Source organism: Rhodococcus sp. KRD175 (assembly GCF_017168275.1).
GTDB classification, from domain to species: domain Bacteria; phylum Actinomycetota; class Actinomycetes; order Mycobacteriales; family Mycobacteriaceae; genus Rhodococcoides; species Rhodococcoides fascians.
The window spans coordinates 247,737-263,062 of record NZ_JABFAQ010000005.1; the positions used below are offsets into that span (position 1 = coordinate 247,737).

Below are 15,326 nucleotides of genomic sequence, written 5' to 3' on the forward strand. Positions count from 1 at the left end.
CATTTTCGGTCACGTAGATCCGCCGCGCACGAGCACGACACCCTCGACCGTGGCGACCTCGAACGAGCCGAGCGAGACCTCCGCATCGTCGAGGCAACGTCCGTCGACGAGAGAGAAGACCTGCTTGAGCAGCGGAGACGCGACGGTGGGCTCGCCGCCGCGGTCGCCGACCAGACCACGCGACATCACTGCAGCGCGGCCGTAGGGATCGATGTTGCCGACCGCGAACAGTCGTCCGTCGTCGAGCAAGAACAGTGCCGCCTGGGTGCCGCCGCGCAGCAGCACCGCTACCCCGCGACCCGGGATGAGAGCGTCGAGGGTGCAGGCCGGGGTCCAGTCTCGCGAAAGATCGTTCGGTACCGAAGTATGTGAATCGATGACAGTCATGGCGTACCTCCTGGTCAGCTATTTGACGCTGCCCGTGTTTCTTGGCCGTTAAGCGGCGATTACCCACCTGTGCACATGCGCTCAGGTTCGTGACCTGTCGGTTGTCAGGAACCCGTCACTCGAGCACGTCACGCTCCGATGCGCGGCATCCCCATCAGCACGGGCACCTTGCGTGCGCCGGACTCGTCGAACGCGATGGTCGGATCGGCCTCGGCCGGAGCGTTGACGAAGGACACGAACCGGCCGAGCTTCTCCTCGTCCTCGAGCACCCCTGCCCATTCGTCCTTGTAGCCGGCGACATGGCGTGCCATGTCTGCCTCGAGTTCTGCGCCGATGCCCAGGCTGTCCTCGCAGACGACGGCTTTGAGGTGGTCCAATCCCCCATCGAGCGATTCCAGCCACGGTGCGGTGCGTTGCAGGCGGTCCGCGGTGCGGACGTAGAACATCAGATAGCGGTCGATGTAGCTGACGAGTGTGGCGTCGTCGAGGTTGGACGCGAGCAACTGGGCGTGCTTGGGCGACTGGCCACCGTTGCCGCCGACGTAGAGATTCCAGCCGCCTTCGGTGGCAATGATGCCGACGTCCTTGCCGCGGGCTTCGGCGCACTCACGTGCGCAGCCCGACACTCCGAACTTGATCTTGTGCGGCGAGCGCAGTCCGCGGTACCGGTTCTCGAGGTCGACGGCCATTCCCACCGAGTCCTGAACACCGTAGCGGCACCAGCTGGACCCGACGCAGCTCTTGACCGTACGCAGCGACTTTCCGTACGCCTGACCCGATTCCATGCCTGCGTCGACGAGCCGCTTCCAGATTTCGGGAAGCTGTTCGACGCGGGCACCGAACATGTCGATGCGTTGCCCGCCGGTCACCTTGGTGTACAGCCCGAAGTCGCGGGCGACCTCACCGATGACGATCAACTGCTCGGGCGTGCACTCCCCTCCCGGCATCCGAGGCACCACCGAATAGGTGCCGTTCTTCTGGATGTTGGCCAGGAAGTGGTCGTTGGTGTCCTGCAACGACGCCAGTTCACCGTCGAGAATGTGATCCGACGAGGTGGACGCGAGAATCGAGGCCACGACGGGCTTGCAGATGTCGCAGCCGGCACCCGATCCGTACTTGGCGATCAACGACGAGAAAGTTCGGGTGTTCGTCGCCCGCACGATCTCGAACAACTCGGCCCTCGACTGAGAGAAGTGCTCGCACAACGACTTCGACAGCACCACTCCCGATGCCGCCAGCAGCGATTTGATCGACGGCAAGCATCCTCCACAGGTGGTGCCTGCCGTGGTGCAGCTCTTCACCGCGGCCAGATCGCACGCACCGTCGGAGATAGCCGAGCAGATCGCACCCTTCGTCACACCGTTGCACGAGCAGATCTCGGCGTCGTCGGGAAGCGCTCCGATGCCGACCTGCTCGGCCGCCGGAGAGATCAGCGAACCCGGATCGCCCGGCAATTCGCGTCCGACGAGCGGCCGGAGCAACGAGTACGCCGATGCGTCGCCGACGAGGATGCCGCCGAGCAACGTCTTGGCGTCGTCGGTGACGACGAGCTTGGCGTAGGTGCCCTTGGGTGCGTCGCTGAAGACCACCTCGAGCGCACCCGGAGTTGCGGCCATCGCGTCACCGAAGCTCGCCACATCGACGCCCATGAGCTTGAGCTTGGTCGACATGTCCGCTCCGGGGAATTCCGCTGCGCCGCCGAGCAATCGGTCGGCCACCACCTCGGCCGTCGAATATCCGGGCGCGACGAGTCCGTAGCATCGGCCTTCGACCGCAGCACATTCGCCGATGGCGTAGACGTCGGGATCGGATGTGGTGCAGCCGATGTCGACCAGAATACCGCCGCGCTCGCCGACGTCGAGGCCGCTTTCGCGAGCCAGCCGGTCCTGCGGTCGTACCCCCGCGGAGAACACCAGCAGCGCCGCGTCGATCGTATCGCCGTTGCTCAGCTCGACCGTCAATCCGGCGCTGTCGTTCTCGGTGATCGACGACGTGCCCACTCCCACATGCACGTTCAACCCCAGATCGGTGACGAGGCGGGCCAGTAGCGCACCGCCGCCTTCGTCCACCTGAAGCGGCATCAATCGCGGCGCGAACTCGATGACGTGCGGCGTCATGCCCATCTTCTTCAACGCGTTCGCCGCTTCGAGGCCGAGCAGGCCGCCACCGACGACCACGCCCACGGCTCCCGGTCCAGCGGCGTCGGCGCGTGCACGGATCCTGTCCAGGTCGTCGAGGGTGCGGTAGACGAAGCACGCGGGCAGGTCGTGTCCGGCGATCGGCGGGACGAACGGGTAGGAGCCGGTGGCGAGGACCAGCGCGTCGTATTCCACGGTGTCGCCGGCCGAGGTGACGACGGTTCGGTGGTCACGGTCGACGCGTTCGGCCCGCACCCCGGTACGCATCTCGACGAGGGAGTCGCCCGGATAGTCGTTGCCCGCCAACGCAAGTTCCTTGTGGTCCCAGGCACCGACGTAGGACGACAGACCCACCCGGTCGTACGCCGGCAGAGCTTCCTCGCACAGGATCGTGATCTTCCACTCGGCACCCTCGTCGCGCGCCCGCAGCGCCTCGACGAACCTGTGCCCTACCATTCCGTGCCCTACCACTACCGCGTTCTTCATTGCGGGTCCTTCCGATTTCGTTGCCGTGCAGAATATTTCGAGCGCGCCTGCACCGAGCGTCAGACGGCTACCGGAGCGTCGGCATCGGCGGAGTCGGTCCTGCGCAGGTAGATCGCCCACGTGACGATCGCGCAGACCACATAGAAGCCGAGGAACACCCAGAACGCTGTGGTTGCCGACTTCGCACTACCGGAGTACGACGCCCGCAGCACCAGGTTGATGGCGACACCGCCGAGTGCGCCGATGGCACCGGCGATCCCGATCAGTGCGCCGGACATCTTGCGGGACCAGTGCTGCTGTTCCTCGACCGTCATGCCCTGCAGTGCAACAGATTTCGCAGCGAAGATCGCGGGAATCATCTTGTACACCGACCCGTTGCCGAGGCCCGAGAGCAAGAAGAGTGCGATGAATCCGATGACGAAGAGGACCATCACTGTGCCGCTGGCCGCCCCGGGCGTCGAGTCGTCCCAGGTGCTGGCCGCTACCAGAATTCCGGTGGAGAAGGTCATGGCCACGAACGTGTACAGGGTGATTTTTCCGCCGCCGATCTTGTCGGCGAGCTTGCCGCCGAACGGACGCGACAGCGACCCCAGCAGTGGCCCGAGGAACGCGATCTGTGCAGCGTGCAGCGAGGCCTGGGCCTGCTGAGCCGCCGTGGCGGGTGCCCCGTCGGTCAATCCGGCCAGGAAGTTGATCTGGAGTACCTGCCCGAATGCGAAGCTGAAGCCGATGAACGATCCGAACGTGCCGATGTAGAGGAAGGCGATCCACCATGCGTCGGAGAACTTCAACACGTCGATCATGGAGCGGCCGTTGGTCTTCTGGTTGTCGAGGTTGTCCATGTACAGCGCGGCACCGACGGCGGCGATCGCGATGAACACCAGGTACACGGCGCAGACGATCTCGGGTGCGGTGTTGCCGACGGTAGCGATGACCAGCAGACCGATGAGCTGGATGACCGGTACGCCGATGTTGCCTCCGCCGGCGTTCAGTCCGAGGGCCCAACCCTTTTCGCGCTGCGGATAGAAGGCGTTGATGTTCGTCATCGACGAGGCGAAGTTACCGCCGCCGACTCCGGCGAACGCCGCCACGATGATGTACGTGGTGTACGAGGCCGGGTTCAACATGAAGTACATCGTCAACAGCGTGGGAATCAGCAACACCAGAGCGCTGAAGATGGTCCAGTTGCGCCCGCCGAATTTCGCCGTGGCGAACGTGTACGGAATACGCAGGACAGCACCGACGAGAGTGGGGACTGCCACCAGGAAGAATTTGCCCGCGGCATCGATGCCGTAAACCGACAACGGCATGAACAGCACCATCACCGACCAGATCGACCAGATCGAGAAGCCGACGTGTTCGGCGACGACCGACCAGATCAGGTTTCGTTTGGCGATCTGCTTACCGCCGCCTTCCCACGCCTGCACGTCCTCGGAATTCCAATGCGCGATCCGGTGATTCACCGAGACGGGAACGGTCCCGGGCGGAACGGGTGCGGTGGCAGCAGAGCCGGTTTCGGCTGAAGCGCTGCGAGAAAGGCTGGTCACGTATGGCCTCCTGGTTCGGTGAGTGACACCAAGATAGGAAAGCCATGTTGCAGCGGCGCTGCGTGCGGTGACCCGCTGATTAACTCGTTCTCACCCGCTCGTCGGCGCGTACGTGAGATCGAACGCGTCGACGAGCCGGGTCACCAGGAGTCTTCGAGCATCCGAGGTCGACAGCACAGATAGCCGCCGACCAGCAGAATCACAACGCATCCGGTGAGCAGCGTCAGCGGCAATCCCCAACCGCCGGACACGGTGTGCAGGAAGCCGAACAGTATCGGTCCGGTGGCCGACACCACGTAGCCCAGCCCCTGGGTGAAGCCCGAGAGCGAGGATGAGCCCACCGCGGTGCGGGTCCTGAGATTGATCAGCGTCAGCGACATCGGAAAGGTCATCGTGCCGAGGCCGATCAGGCACACCCAGATCACCGTTCCGGCGGCAGGCGAGAAGTGCAAGCCGGAGAACCCACAGAGGTAGCACACCGCGGCGACCAGGACGAGGCCGAACGGATTTCGCAGTTTTGCGCAGAGGGTCGGCGTGGCCAGCGACGTGACCAGGCCCATCGCTCCGAACGCGGCGACCGAGGCTCCGGCCAACCCCTCGCCGATACCCGAGTCGATCAACAGCGTCGGCAGCCACGTCAACATCGAATACGTGATCAGCGACGTCATCGCGAACATCATCACCATTCCCCACGCGAGCGAGGATCGATGGATGCGGCCGCCGGATCGGGTGTGCACGGCCGCCGAACCGGCCTCGGCAGAGACGTCCTTCTCGTCGCGACCACGTCGGGCGATCACGACACCGAGCCACGGCAATGCTGCGGCAACACCGACGATCGCCCAGACCCCGATGGAGAGCCGCCACCCGTGGGCATCGGCGACCGGAACCGCGAGCAGCGGCGGAATCATGGTGCTGATCTGGAGTGCACAGATGTAGATGGTGCTGACCACTGCGAGTCGATCCGAGAAGTACCGCTTGACCAGAGGTGGAATGACGACGTTTCCGATACCCATGCCGGCGAGGGCGATCGCGGACAGCGCCAGTAACGACGCCGTGTTCGGCGCGAATGCCCGGGTGGCCATCCCGATCGTGGTCAACGCCATGGCGAGCAGGGCGGCGCGCTCGAGACCGGCGCGCTTGGCGAGAAGCGGTGTCGCCAACCCGAACACGGCGAACATCGCCGGCGGCAGCATCCCGACGACGCCGATGACGGCATCCCCGAACTGCAGATCCGTTGCGATCCTGCCGAACAGAGGGCTGATGGACGTCACGGCGGCGCGCAGCGTCAGCGCAGAAAGAACGATGGCGGCGAACACCAGCAGTCGGCCGCGAACGAGTGATGTACCGGTCTGGGTGGTCTCGGAAACGGTAGGCGCACTCACCGCGTAATCATAGGATGACCGGATCATCGGGTGCAACGCAGTATCATCGTCGGCGCAGCACCCCGAGCACTGCACCGCCCCCAGAACGAGGAGCCTCCGTGCGCCAGGTCCACCGATCGAGCCTGATCACCCAGGTCACTGCAGCCCTGCGCGACGAGATCACGTCGAAACGATGGCCGGTCGGCAGCAGAATTCCCACCGAACCGGAGCTGTGCGAGATGACCGGCACCGGGCGAAACACGGTTCGTGAGGCCGTTCAGGCACTCGTCCACGCCGGCATGGTCGAGCGACGGCAGGGGTCGGGAACGTTCGTCATGACCTGCTCGGACCTCGGCGGCACCCTGGGCAAGTACTTCTCGGACGCCCGTTATCGCGACGTCACCGAGCTCCGGGAAACTCTCGAGGTGACCGCAGCAGCATTGGCTGCGGATCGACGCGACGAGCACGACATCCGAGAGATGAACGACGCCCTCGAGAACCGCAATGTCGCCTGGTCGAGCGGCGACGTGCCGTTGGCCGACGCCGTACGAATCGACGCGCGCCTGCATCGGAGCATCGTCGCCGCCAGCCACAACGCGATCTACCTGGAGTTCTACGACTCGTTGCTACCGGTGATCCACGAGACGATCAGAGAACACGCCACTGCTCACGACGACGACTACGTCGCCGAGCACACAGCCCTCGTCGACGCGATCGTGGACGGTGATTCGGCCCGGGCAATCGCCTCCGCCCGGTCGCTGTTCCGCGAACTCTCCGCCCCTCCGGGCCACGCGCCCGAACCTACAGAATGAGACGCACCAGATCTGCCGTGCGCGCGAGGCCGGGAAATGCCTCCGACGTCGACCGCGGATGAAGTGCGTGCACAGCCAGACGAAACATCAACGCGCGCAACAGCATCTGCGGCCATTCCGGTAGATCGTCCCACCGGCCCACCAGACCGTCGTCGGCGTCTCCCCACGAGAGCGCGTCCACCACGGCGACGCCGGCAGCCCACGACGCCGGACGCCAGTACGGGGTGATATCGCTGATCCCCGGAGCATCGCTGCCGGAGAACAACACCGTCCCGAACAGGTCGCCGTGTACCAATTGGTCCGGCGATTCGACGGGCTTACGCAGTGTCGCAAGCTGTTTGACCAATTCGAGGCTGCTCTTGCCGTCACTCGACGACGGCTCCGGCGCACCCGCACCGCGAGCGGTCCGTAGCGGAACGGCCTCCCAGGCGGCCCGGTCGGCCGCGACGAACACGTCGACGTCGGCCCACGGGGCGACGGGTGGCTGCACCAAGAAGCGGGGACGTTCCAACTGCGCGGTCGCTGCGTGCAACCGCATGGACAACGAGACCACTTCGTCGTGGCGAGGCTCGGGTTCGCCTGCGACGAACGTATCTGCACGCCAACCGGACACGACGTATCGACCATCGGTCGAGCGCACCGGTCGAGCGAGGCGCACACCGTCCACAGTCAGTGTTTCTCGCACCTTCGCAGACCAGGCTGCGCGAGCGTGATCGGCGACGGGCGAGAGCACGACGTCACCCAGACGCCACCCTCCGTCCCAGTCCGCACCCAGTGGCGCAGGTTCGACATCGCGCAGCCCGAACGTAGAGATCACGTGCTGAGGAGGTTCGACAGAGCTCACGAACGCCACGGTACCGCCGATCGGGCAGAGCTCTGCGGACGACGCGCGCATGCGGCCCAGCCGCCACGTCAGTAGATGGGCAGGCCGGGCTCGATCTGCTTGGCCCACTCCACGATTCCGCCGTCGAGATGGGTTGCGTCGGTGAAACCGGCACCGACGAGAGCGTCGAGAACCTCCGCGGACCTGATGCCGGTTTTGCAGTACAGAACGATCGGTACCTGCTGTGGCAGTTCGGCCAACGCCGCCCCGGACAGAATTCGCCCGCGCGGTATCAGCCGAGCGCCCTCGATCCGCACGATGTCCCACTCCACCGGCTCACGCACGTCGATCAAGGCGACCTCGCGTCCGGAATCCAACATCGCCCGTAGCTGCTCGGGGCTGATCGAGGCGTCGTCGGATTCGACGGCCGGCACCACCCCGCAGAAGGCGTCGTAATCGATCAGTTCCGTGATCGGGGTTCGGTGCGGATCACGGGCCAGTCCGACGGTTCGGTAGCTCATGGCCAACGCGTCGTAGATCATCAGCCGTCCCAGCAGCGTCTCGCCTATTCCGGTGATCAACTTGATGGCTTCGGTCACCATGACCGACCCGATCGAGGCGCAGAGCACGCCCAGGACGCCACCCTCGGCGCAGGAGGGCACCATTCCCGGCGGCGGAGCCTCGGGGTACAGATCTCGATAGTTGATCCCGACGCCGCCCGGAGCTGCATCCCAGAACACCGAGACCTGCCCCTCGAACCGGTAGATCGAACCCCACACGTACGGGATACCGACCAGTGCGGCCGCGTCGTTGACGAGGTATCGGGTGGCGAAGTTGTCGGTGCCGTCGAGAACGAGATCGTAATTGCCGAAGATGTCGATCGCGTTGGACGAGTCGAGGCGGACCCTGTGCAGCACCACCGAGACGCCGTCGTTGAGTTCGAGGATCGAGTCCCGTGCGCTGTCGGCCTTCGGTCGTCCGACGTCGGACCGCCCATGGATGACTTGTCGCTGGAGGTTGGACAGCTCGACGTCGTCGAATTCCACGATGCCCAGAGTTCCGATGCCGGCGGCCGCGAGGTACAGCAGCGCAGGCGAACCCAGTCCGCCGGCTCCGACCACGAGCACGCGGGCGTTCCGCAACCGCTTCTGGCCGTCCGTTCCGACGTCCGGAATGATCAGGTGACGGCTGTACCTGGCAACCTCCTCGGAGGTCAGTTCACCGGTGGCTTCGACCAGTGGCGGTAGGTGGACCACGCTCAGCGACACTCCTCGACTCGACGGGGCGACCACATAACTGCGTTCGCCGCCTTCGAATCTAATCCGCGATCGCTCACCCGCGCGGATAGGGCCACGGGTTGAACCGGCAGGTCTTGCCGTCCATGGGCACGACGCCCTCGGGGTCGAGCCGCGCGATGTCGTCGTTGGCCGTTCCGAACGTCTGCTGCATCATCACCGGTGCCAGCCCGCCGTCGGTTTCGCACGGCTGATGCTGCTGGTAGCCGATGGCGTGCCCGACCTCGTGGTTGATCTGATACTGACGGTACGAACCGATGTCTCCCTGGAAGGAGATCGCTCCGCGTACCCATCTGGGTTCGTTGAGCACGACCCGTTCGATGCCGGGGTTGTAGCAGGACACCTCGAGTTGGATGTCGTATCCACACGCCTGCCGAATGGACATCTGCGACGTCAGGGAGATCCGGAAATCCGGGTCACCCTGATCGATACGGCGGAACGCGAAACGTGGGTCGTTGGTCCAGCTCTTGGGGTTGGCCAACGTCTGATCCACCAGACGGCCGAACGACTCGTCGCCGCCGAAACCGACGGTGTCCACACCGTCCTCGACCTCGACGGTATAGGTGAACACCCGCTCGGTTCCCTGGCCGACCTGCTCGGTGCTGCCGGCGACGGTGTGCCAGGTGCCTGCCCCCTGCACCGCGAACGGTCCACCGTCGGGCAGCTCACCGGACGAGATCGTTTCCGCGAAGTTGCCGTCGGCCTGCGGCGGGACCCCGATGATTCCGGTTCCGGACGTATCGGAGCTCAGCGTGCCGAACCCTGGGTCCTGGGAGGTGTCCTGAGAGGCGGTGCCGACGACCGGGTCACCGGCCCTAACGGCATCGACGACCACGAGCGCGGTGACGGCGATCAGGATCGGTACCGCGTACGCCCGCCAGCCGTAGGTGGCGGCGAACTTTCCCAACTTGGTTTGTTTACGCACGTCACGCTCGGGGCGGCGACTGCGGTCCTTGACCTCGCGCTGCGTCGGGTCCCACTGCGCGCGCAAGGGCTGATGCGACCCACGACCACCCACGCCTCGTGGAAGATCGTCCGACCGCTCGTCGAACCCGCCGGACTGCACACCGCCGCGAATTCGCGGCTCGCCTCGGTCAGTCACTCGCTCACGATCTCACAATCCTGCTCGCTCGCCGCTCGGCACGCCGATACCGGGGACGGATCTATCGGGCTCTCGGTACGACAAACATCGTACAAACAAACCATGCGATGTGATTCGAGATCGCCCGTTTCCGACAAGGATCCCCCAGGATCCCAGCGGTGCCGACGGCCACGAGTATCGTTGCCCGTGATCTGCGCTACGAGCGGTCCGAACCGAAGGCCACCCGCCGGAAGTTCACGCCGGACCGCACGTTGTCGAACCAAGACGAGCGCAGCTGTCGACGCGATGGGAACATATTTGATGACAGATCTCGACGACCGGAGGTCCTCCGACCGTCCGGCCACCACCGGCAACCGCCGCAGCGCCAGGCTGCCGCGTGATGCCCGTCGGGCGCAACTGCTGGCTGCTGCGAGCGAAATCTTCGTGACCCGCGGCTATCACGCGTCGGGAATGGACGAGATCGCCGAATGCGCCGGAGTCAGCAAACCGGTTCTCTACCAGCACTTCCCCGGCAAACTCGAGCTGTACCTGGCGGTACTGCAGAGCTACGTCGACACCCTCATCGCCGGGGTTCGTCAGGCTCTGCGTTCGACGACCGACAACAAGCAACGCGTCCGCGCTGCGGTTCTGGCGTTCTACGATTTCGTCGACACCGACACCCAGGGTTTCCGCCTGGTCTTCGAGTCGGATCTGATGGGTGACCCTCAGGTCAACGCCCGCGTGGAGCAGGCGACCGAAGCATGCGTCGACGCCGTCTTCGACCTGGTCGCCCACGATTCCGGACTCGATCCGTACCGAGCACGAGTGCTGGCCGTCGGCCTCGTCGGTGCCAGCCAGTTCACCGCACGCTACTGGCTCGAAGCAGATCGGCCGATCTCCAAGGAAGACGCCGTCGACACCACGGTTTCACTGGCCTGGGGCGGCCTGTCGCACGTTCCGCTGCAGTCTCCGTAACCAGCCGGTCGGGCATCCCGCCCACATACGCCACACGCCCCTCGTTCGAGAAGAACGAGGGGCGTGTGGTGTTACCGGCCGTCTCAGGTGGTTGCGAACCCGACCTTGCGAGGATCGGACGGGCCGATCTCGACGTACGACACCTTGGCGGTCTGGATCAAGAACTTGCGTCCCTTCTCGTCCTCCAACGACAGCACTCCGTCCTTACCTGCGAAGGCGGTCGATACGAGCGCTTCGACCTCGGCCGGGGACTGCGCACTGTTCACGACGAGCTCACGGGAACTCTCCGACACACCGATCTTGACCTCCACGGTCAACCTCCGAACTCTCGACAACTGACGCTGTTCTCGCCAGGCTAGTGCAGCCCGCGTGCCGCAGCCGCTTCCAGGCCTGTGCTGTCAGCGAACACCGGGCGGGGACCCGCCCCGCCCGGTGCCCGATCGAGCCGATCAGTCCAACCCGAGCGAGGACATCCGTTCGGCATGCTGCTCCTGCATGCGATCGAACAGAGCGACGACCCCGTTGAGGTCGCCCGACGCGGTGATGACGAGATCGGTCAGCGACTCGCGCTGCGCGAGCACGAACTGGGCCTGCGTGATCGCCTCGCCGAGCAGTCGACGCCCCCACAACATCAGGCGTGCCTTGTCCTGGGAGCTCGCCCGGACCCGTTCGGACACCTCGTGGACGACGAACTCCGAATGCCCGGTCTCGGCCAACACGTCGCGGACGATCTCCGCGACGTCGGGGGCGAGGCTGTGCGCGATCTGCCGGTAGAAATCAGCGGCGATTCCGTCACCCACGTATGCCTTGACCAACGACTCCAACCAGGTCGACGGCGTGGTGGAGGCGTGGTACTCGTCCAGAGCCCGCACGAACGGATCCATCGACGAATACACGTCGAGGCCACGGTTGGACAAAGCCTGTTCCAACGTCTCGAAATGACTCATCTCGGCGGCGGCCATACTCGCCAGCGCCACCCGGCCTTCCATGGACGGAGCCATTCGAGCGTCCTCCGCCAACCGGTAGAACGCAGAGATCTCGCCGTAGGCGAGCACGGCGAACAAGTCGGGAACGCCCGGGTGATCGTGTGCGATCGCGGGCTCCCCTCTGTTCGGATCGCTCGACCCGACGAGGGCGGTGGATGCAACTGCGGGCGACGACGACTCCGACGAATGGGCTCCCATTCCACGAATCGTAGACCCGTGTCCGACGCCCCGTCGCGGGGCGCGTCACACCTGCCGCGACCCGTCGACCGTGGAGAATCGGGCCGGGCAAGCTACCATGGTGTCGATCGTTGCTCGCGGACCTGTCACACGGACCGAAAGCCGATGCGGCGATCATCGATAATGTGTGCGCACCTGATCCGGGTCGCCTCGAGAGCTTCGCCGCAGCGAATTTCACAGTTCGCGGCCGCGCTGAGGCTGACGGCGACATCACATCGGATTGAGGGCATCGACTTCGGCCGGCAATAGGCCTGTGCCCTTCCTTGTGCGTACGTTCGACCACGAGGAAGGCCAGTCCCCTGAGCAAGATAGTCGTAGACCAAGAATCCGAGACCGGCGACACGACCCTGTCGGCCCAACTGGACGACACGCATGTGCCGCCGACGTTCGCCGAGTTGAACGTCGACGCCGACATCGTTCGTGCACTCGCCGACATGGGTATCGAGCGCACCTTCGCCATCCAGGAGCTCACTCTTCCGCTGGCGATCGCGGGAGACGACCTCATCGGGCAGGCCAGGACCGGAATGGGCAAGACCTTCGGTTTCGGTGTGCCTCTGCTGCATCGTCTCGCCACGGAGAATTCCGGAACGACCCCGCTCGACGGCACGCCACGCGCGCTGATCATCGTGCCGACCCGTGAGCTGTGTGTTCAGGTCAGCTCCGACCTCGAGAATGCATCGAAGTACCTCAGCGGCGCGAACGGCCCGGTGAAGGTTCTTTCCATCTACGGCGGCCGCCCGTACGAAGCTCAGATCAGCGCGCTCCAGAACGGCGTCGACGTCGTCGTCGGCACTCCCGGCCGTCTACTCGACCTCGCCAAGCAGAACCACCTGATCCTCGGCAAGGTCGGCGTCCTGGTTCTCGACGAGGCCGACGAGATGCTCGACCTCGGGTTCCTTCCCGACATCGAACGCATCCTGGGCATGGTCCCCGACAAGCGTCAGACGATGCTGTTCTCCGCGACGATGCCCGGCCCGATCATCACGCTGGCGCGCACGTTCCTGACGCAGCCGACGCACATCCGGGCCGAAGAGGCGGAGTCCTCCGCCGTGCACGATCGCACCGCCCAGCACGTCTACCGGGCGCACGCACTCGACAAGGTCGAGATGGTCGCCAAGGTGCTCAAGGCGGAAGGCCGCGGCGCGACGATGGTGTTCACCCGCACCAAGCGCACCGCGCAGAAGGTCTCCGACGAGCTCGCCGAGCGTGGCTACTCGGTCGGCGCGGTCCACGGAGATCTCGGGCAGGTCCAACGCGAGAAGGCTCTCAAGGCGTTCCGCACCGGCAAGATCGACGTGCTGATCGCCACCGACGTCGCGGCCCGAGGTATCGACATCGACGACGTCACCCACGTCATCAACTACCAGTGCCCCGAGGACGAGAAGACCTACGTCCACCGCATCGGCCGTACCGGCCGTGCAGGGCGCACCGGTATCGCCGTCACCCTCGTCGACTGGGACGATATCCCGCGCTGGCAGCTGATCGACAAGGCCCTGAATCTGGGTATGCCGGATCCGGTCGAGACCTACTCGAGCTCGCCGCATCTGTTCGCCGAGCTCGATATCCCCACCGATGCGACCGGCACCGTACGCAAGGCGGCACCCGCGCGAGCCGCAGAGCAGGCCGCTGACAAGGCCCCCGACACCGAGTCCGCAGCACCGTCGGCAGAGGCGTCCGCACCGAGCAAGCCGCGCCGCTCACGCAGCCGCCGTCGCACCCGCGCGGGACAGGACGGGGACCAGGCCTCGACCTCGACCGACTCGGCCAACGCCTCTGCATCGACCGCGAACCCTGTTGCGGCACAGTCGGATTCGACCGATTCGTCGACACCGGAAGCGTCGACCAAGACCGCTCCTCGTCGCCGACGCCGTCGCCGCACGAGCGGATCGTCCGCCGAGACCGGACCTTCGACGGCGAGCGCGTCGGAGTAGTCTCCAGCCGTGCTGGCTCCAGAACGTAGGTCGAGAACCGATCTCGTCGTCGCGGCAGTCATCGCGGTGACGGTGGTCGTGGCCGCGAGCGTCGCCTGGCTCACGGGTGACGCTCGGGGCACCACCTCTGTCACGGCCGACAATCCACTCGCGCCGTCCGAGGCGGCCGCCTCCGTGCCCGCCGCCCTGTCCGAGTTGTGGCGGGCACCGAGTTCGGCGACGGATTCGGCGCATACGCCGGTTCCGGTCGTGACCGGTTCGGCAGTCGTGACCGCCGATGGCGGTTCGGTGGTCGGCCACGACCCCCGTTCCGGCGACCCGGCGTGGTCGTACTCGCGAGACCTACCCCTGTGCTCGGTGATCGCCTCCTGGAACACTGCCGTCTCGGTCTACCGCGACGACCGCGGTTGCTCGCAGGTGACCACGCTCGACGGATCGACCGGCGTCCGCACAGCACAGCGCACGTCCGACGCAGACGACTCGGTGTACCTCTCGTCCGACGGCACCTACGTGACCTCGCGAGGTGACACTCGGATGGAACTGTGGCGCTCGGACATGGTGCGCACACTCGAATACGGGCGCGTCGATGCTCCGGTCAACCCGGGCACTCAGCCGAGAACCGGATGCACGCTCCTGTCCACCACGTCGTCCAATTCGCGGACGGCGGTACTCGAACAGTGCCCGGGTGAGCCGGCCGCACGACTATCTCTGCTCAACCCTGCCCCCAAGGATGCGAGCGAACCCGAGGAGTACGGATCCTCGGTGGTCCCGGATCTCGTCACCTCGGAGCAGGAGCCGACATCCGGACGCGTCCTGGCTCTGACGGGAAGCCTTGTCGCGCTGTATGTTCCGTCCGCAAACGGTGCCCCTGCGCGCATCGCGCTCTACGACGACACCGCCACGGCCGTCTCCGAGTTCGCTCTCCCCGCGGGCCTCGGCCCAACATCCGCACCGCCCGCCTCGCCGGCAGCGAAACAGGGTTCGGTGTTCACCTGGTTCACCGGCTCCGGAGTGCAGGCACTGAACTCCACCGACCTGACTCCGGCGTGGTCCATGCCCGGGGCCCTCGGCAGCGGTGCCGTCATGGCCGGCAGGCTACTGGTTCCCGTGCCCGACGCGATCGCGGTGGTCGAGCTCGCCACCGGCACGGTGATTGCCGAGATTCCGATCGATCGCGGCGACTACGACGGACCGGTGCAGACCTCCGTGATCGGCGATGTCGTCGTCGAGCAGCGCGGTTCCGACCTGGTCGCGCTGGGTTGATCGA

Annotated in this window: 13 protein-coding genes; 4 read left to right on the forward strand and 9 right to left on the reverse strand. The window is 65.6% G+C overall.

Features of this window, described 5'->3' with window-relative positions; all coding sequences use genetic code 11:
• Nucleotides 1–9: 9 nt before the first annotated feature.
• From nirD to J1M81_RS09330, 4 genes are all read right to left on the reverse strand, one after another.
• A complete protein-coding gene (gene nirD / locus J1M81_RS09315; RefSeq protein ID WP_027496542.1) occupies nt 10–387 on the reverse strand; it encodes a nitrite reductase small subunit NirD in 378 nt (125 codons plus the stop codon).
• A 128-nt stretch (nt 388–515) separates the two neighbouring features.
• Nucleotides 516–3,011 carry a nitrite reductase large subunit NirB gene (gene nirB / locus J1M81_RS09320; protein WP_032366317.1) on the reverse strand — a complete coding sequence of 832 codons (2,496 nt, stop codon included), beginning with the start codon at nt 3,009–3,011 and terminating at the stop codon, nt 516–518.
• Nucleotides 3,012–3,070: 59 nt separating this feature from the next.
• On the reverse strand, nt 3,071–4,474 hold the full coding sequence (locus J1M81_RS09325) for a NarK/NasA family nitrate transporter (RefSeq protein ID WP_032407092.1): 1,404 nt from the start codon (nt 4,472–4,474) through the stop codon (nt 3,071–3,073).
• A 224-nt stretch (nt 4,475–4,698) separates the two neighbouring features.
• The gene (locus J1M81_RS09330) at nt 4,699–5,940 is read right to left on the reverse strand and encodes an MFS transporter (protein WP_308051245.1); all 1,242 of its coding nucleotides are present in this window, start codon (nt 5,938–5,940) and stop codon (nt 4,699–4,701) included.
• 98 nt (nt 5,941–6,038) lie between these two features.
• Between J1M81_RS09330 and J1M81_RS09335 the strand changes: the two genes are divergently transcribed.
• Nucleotides 6,039–6,731: a FadR/GntR family transcriptional regulator gene (locus tag J1M81_RS09335; protein ID WP_027496538.1), complete on the forward strand. Its 693-nt coding sequence runs from the start codon at nt 6,039–6,041 to the stop codon at nt 6,729–6,731.
• On the opposite strand, the gene J1M81_RS09340 is transcribed toward J1M81_RS09335, so the two are convergent.
• From J1M81_RS09340 to J1M81_RS09350, 3 genes are all read right to left on the reverse strand, one after another.
• Nucleotides 6,721–7,575: a TIGR02569 family protein gene (locus J1M81_RS09340; RefSeq protein WP_027496537.1), complete on the reverse strand. Its 855-nt coding sequence runs from the start codon at nt 7,573–7,575 to the stop codon at nt 6,721–6,723. The genes J1M81_RS09335 and J1M81_RS09340 overlap by 11 nt on opposite strands.
• A 68-nt stretch (nt 7,576–7,643) precedes the next feature.
• On the reverse strand, nt 7,644–8,810 hold the full coding sequence (gene moeZ, locus J1M81_RS09345; protein ID WP_080729269.1) for an adenylyltransferase/sulfurtransferase MoeZ: 1,167 nt from the start codon (nt 8,808–8,810) through the stop codon (nt 7,644–7,646).
• Between the two features lie 76 nt (nt 8,811–8,886).
• Nucleotides 8,887–9,915: a DUF3152 domain-containing protein gene (locus J1M81_RS09350; RefSeq protein ID WP_374223897.1), complete on the reverse strand. Its 1,029-nt coding sequence runs from the start codon at nt 9,913–9,915 to the stop codon at nt 8,887–8,889.
• Between the two features lie 336 nt (nt 9,916–10,251).
• On the opposite strand from J1M81_RS09350, the gene J1M81_RS09355 reads away from it, so the two are divergent.
• On the forward strand, nt 10,252–10,905 hold the full coding sequence (locus J1M81_RS09355; RefSeq protein WP_027496534.1) for a TetR/AcrR family transcriptional regulator: 654 nt from the start codon (nt 10,252–10,254) through the stop codon (nt 10,903–10,905).
• 83 nt (nt 10,906–10,988) lie between these two features.
• Here J1M81_RS09355 and J1M81_RS09360 read toward each other — a convergent pair whose 3' ends face one another.
• Entirely contained in the window at nt 10,989–11,216 is a 228-nt protein-coding gene (locus J1M81_RS09360; RefSeq protein WP_027496533.1) for a DUF3107 domain-containing protein, read from the reverse strand.
• Between the two features lie 138 nt (nt 11,217–11,354).
• Nucleotides 11,355–12,089: a ferritin-like fold-containing protein gene (locus J1M81_RS09365; RefSeq protein WP_241257832.1), complete on the reverse strand. Its 735-nt coding sequence runs from the start codon at nt 12,087–12,089 to the stop codon at nt 11,355–11,357.
• A 413-nt stretch (nt 12,090–12,502) separates the two neighbouring features.
• Between J1M81_RS09365 and J1M81_RS09370 the strand changes: the two genes are divergently transcribed.
• Together J1M81_RS09370 and J1M81_RS09375 are read left to right on the forward strand one after the other, a co-directional pair.
• A complete protein-coding gene (locus J1M81_RS09370) occupies nt 12,503–14,059 on the forward strand; it encodes a DEAD/DEAH box helicase (protein WP_230074291.1) in 1,557 nt (518 codons plus the stop codon).
• 9 nt (nt 14,060–14,068) lie between these two features.
• Complete coding sequence (locus J1M81_RS09375; protein WP_094622384.1) at nt 14,069–15,322, forward strand: hypothetical protein; 1,254 nt, start codon at nt 14,069–14,071, stop codon at nt 15,320–15,322.
• Nucleotides 15,323–15,326 lie beyond the last annotated feature (4 nt).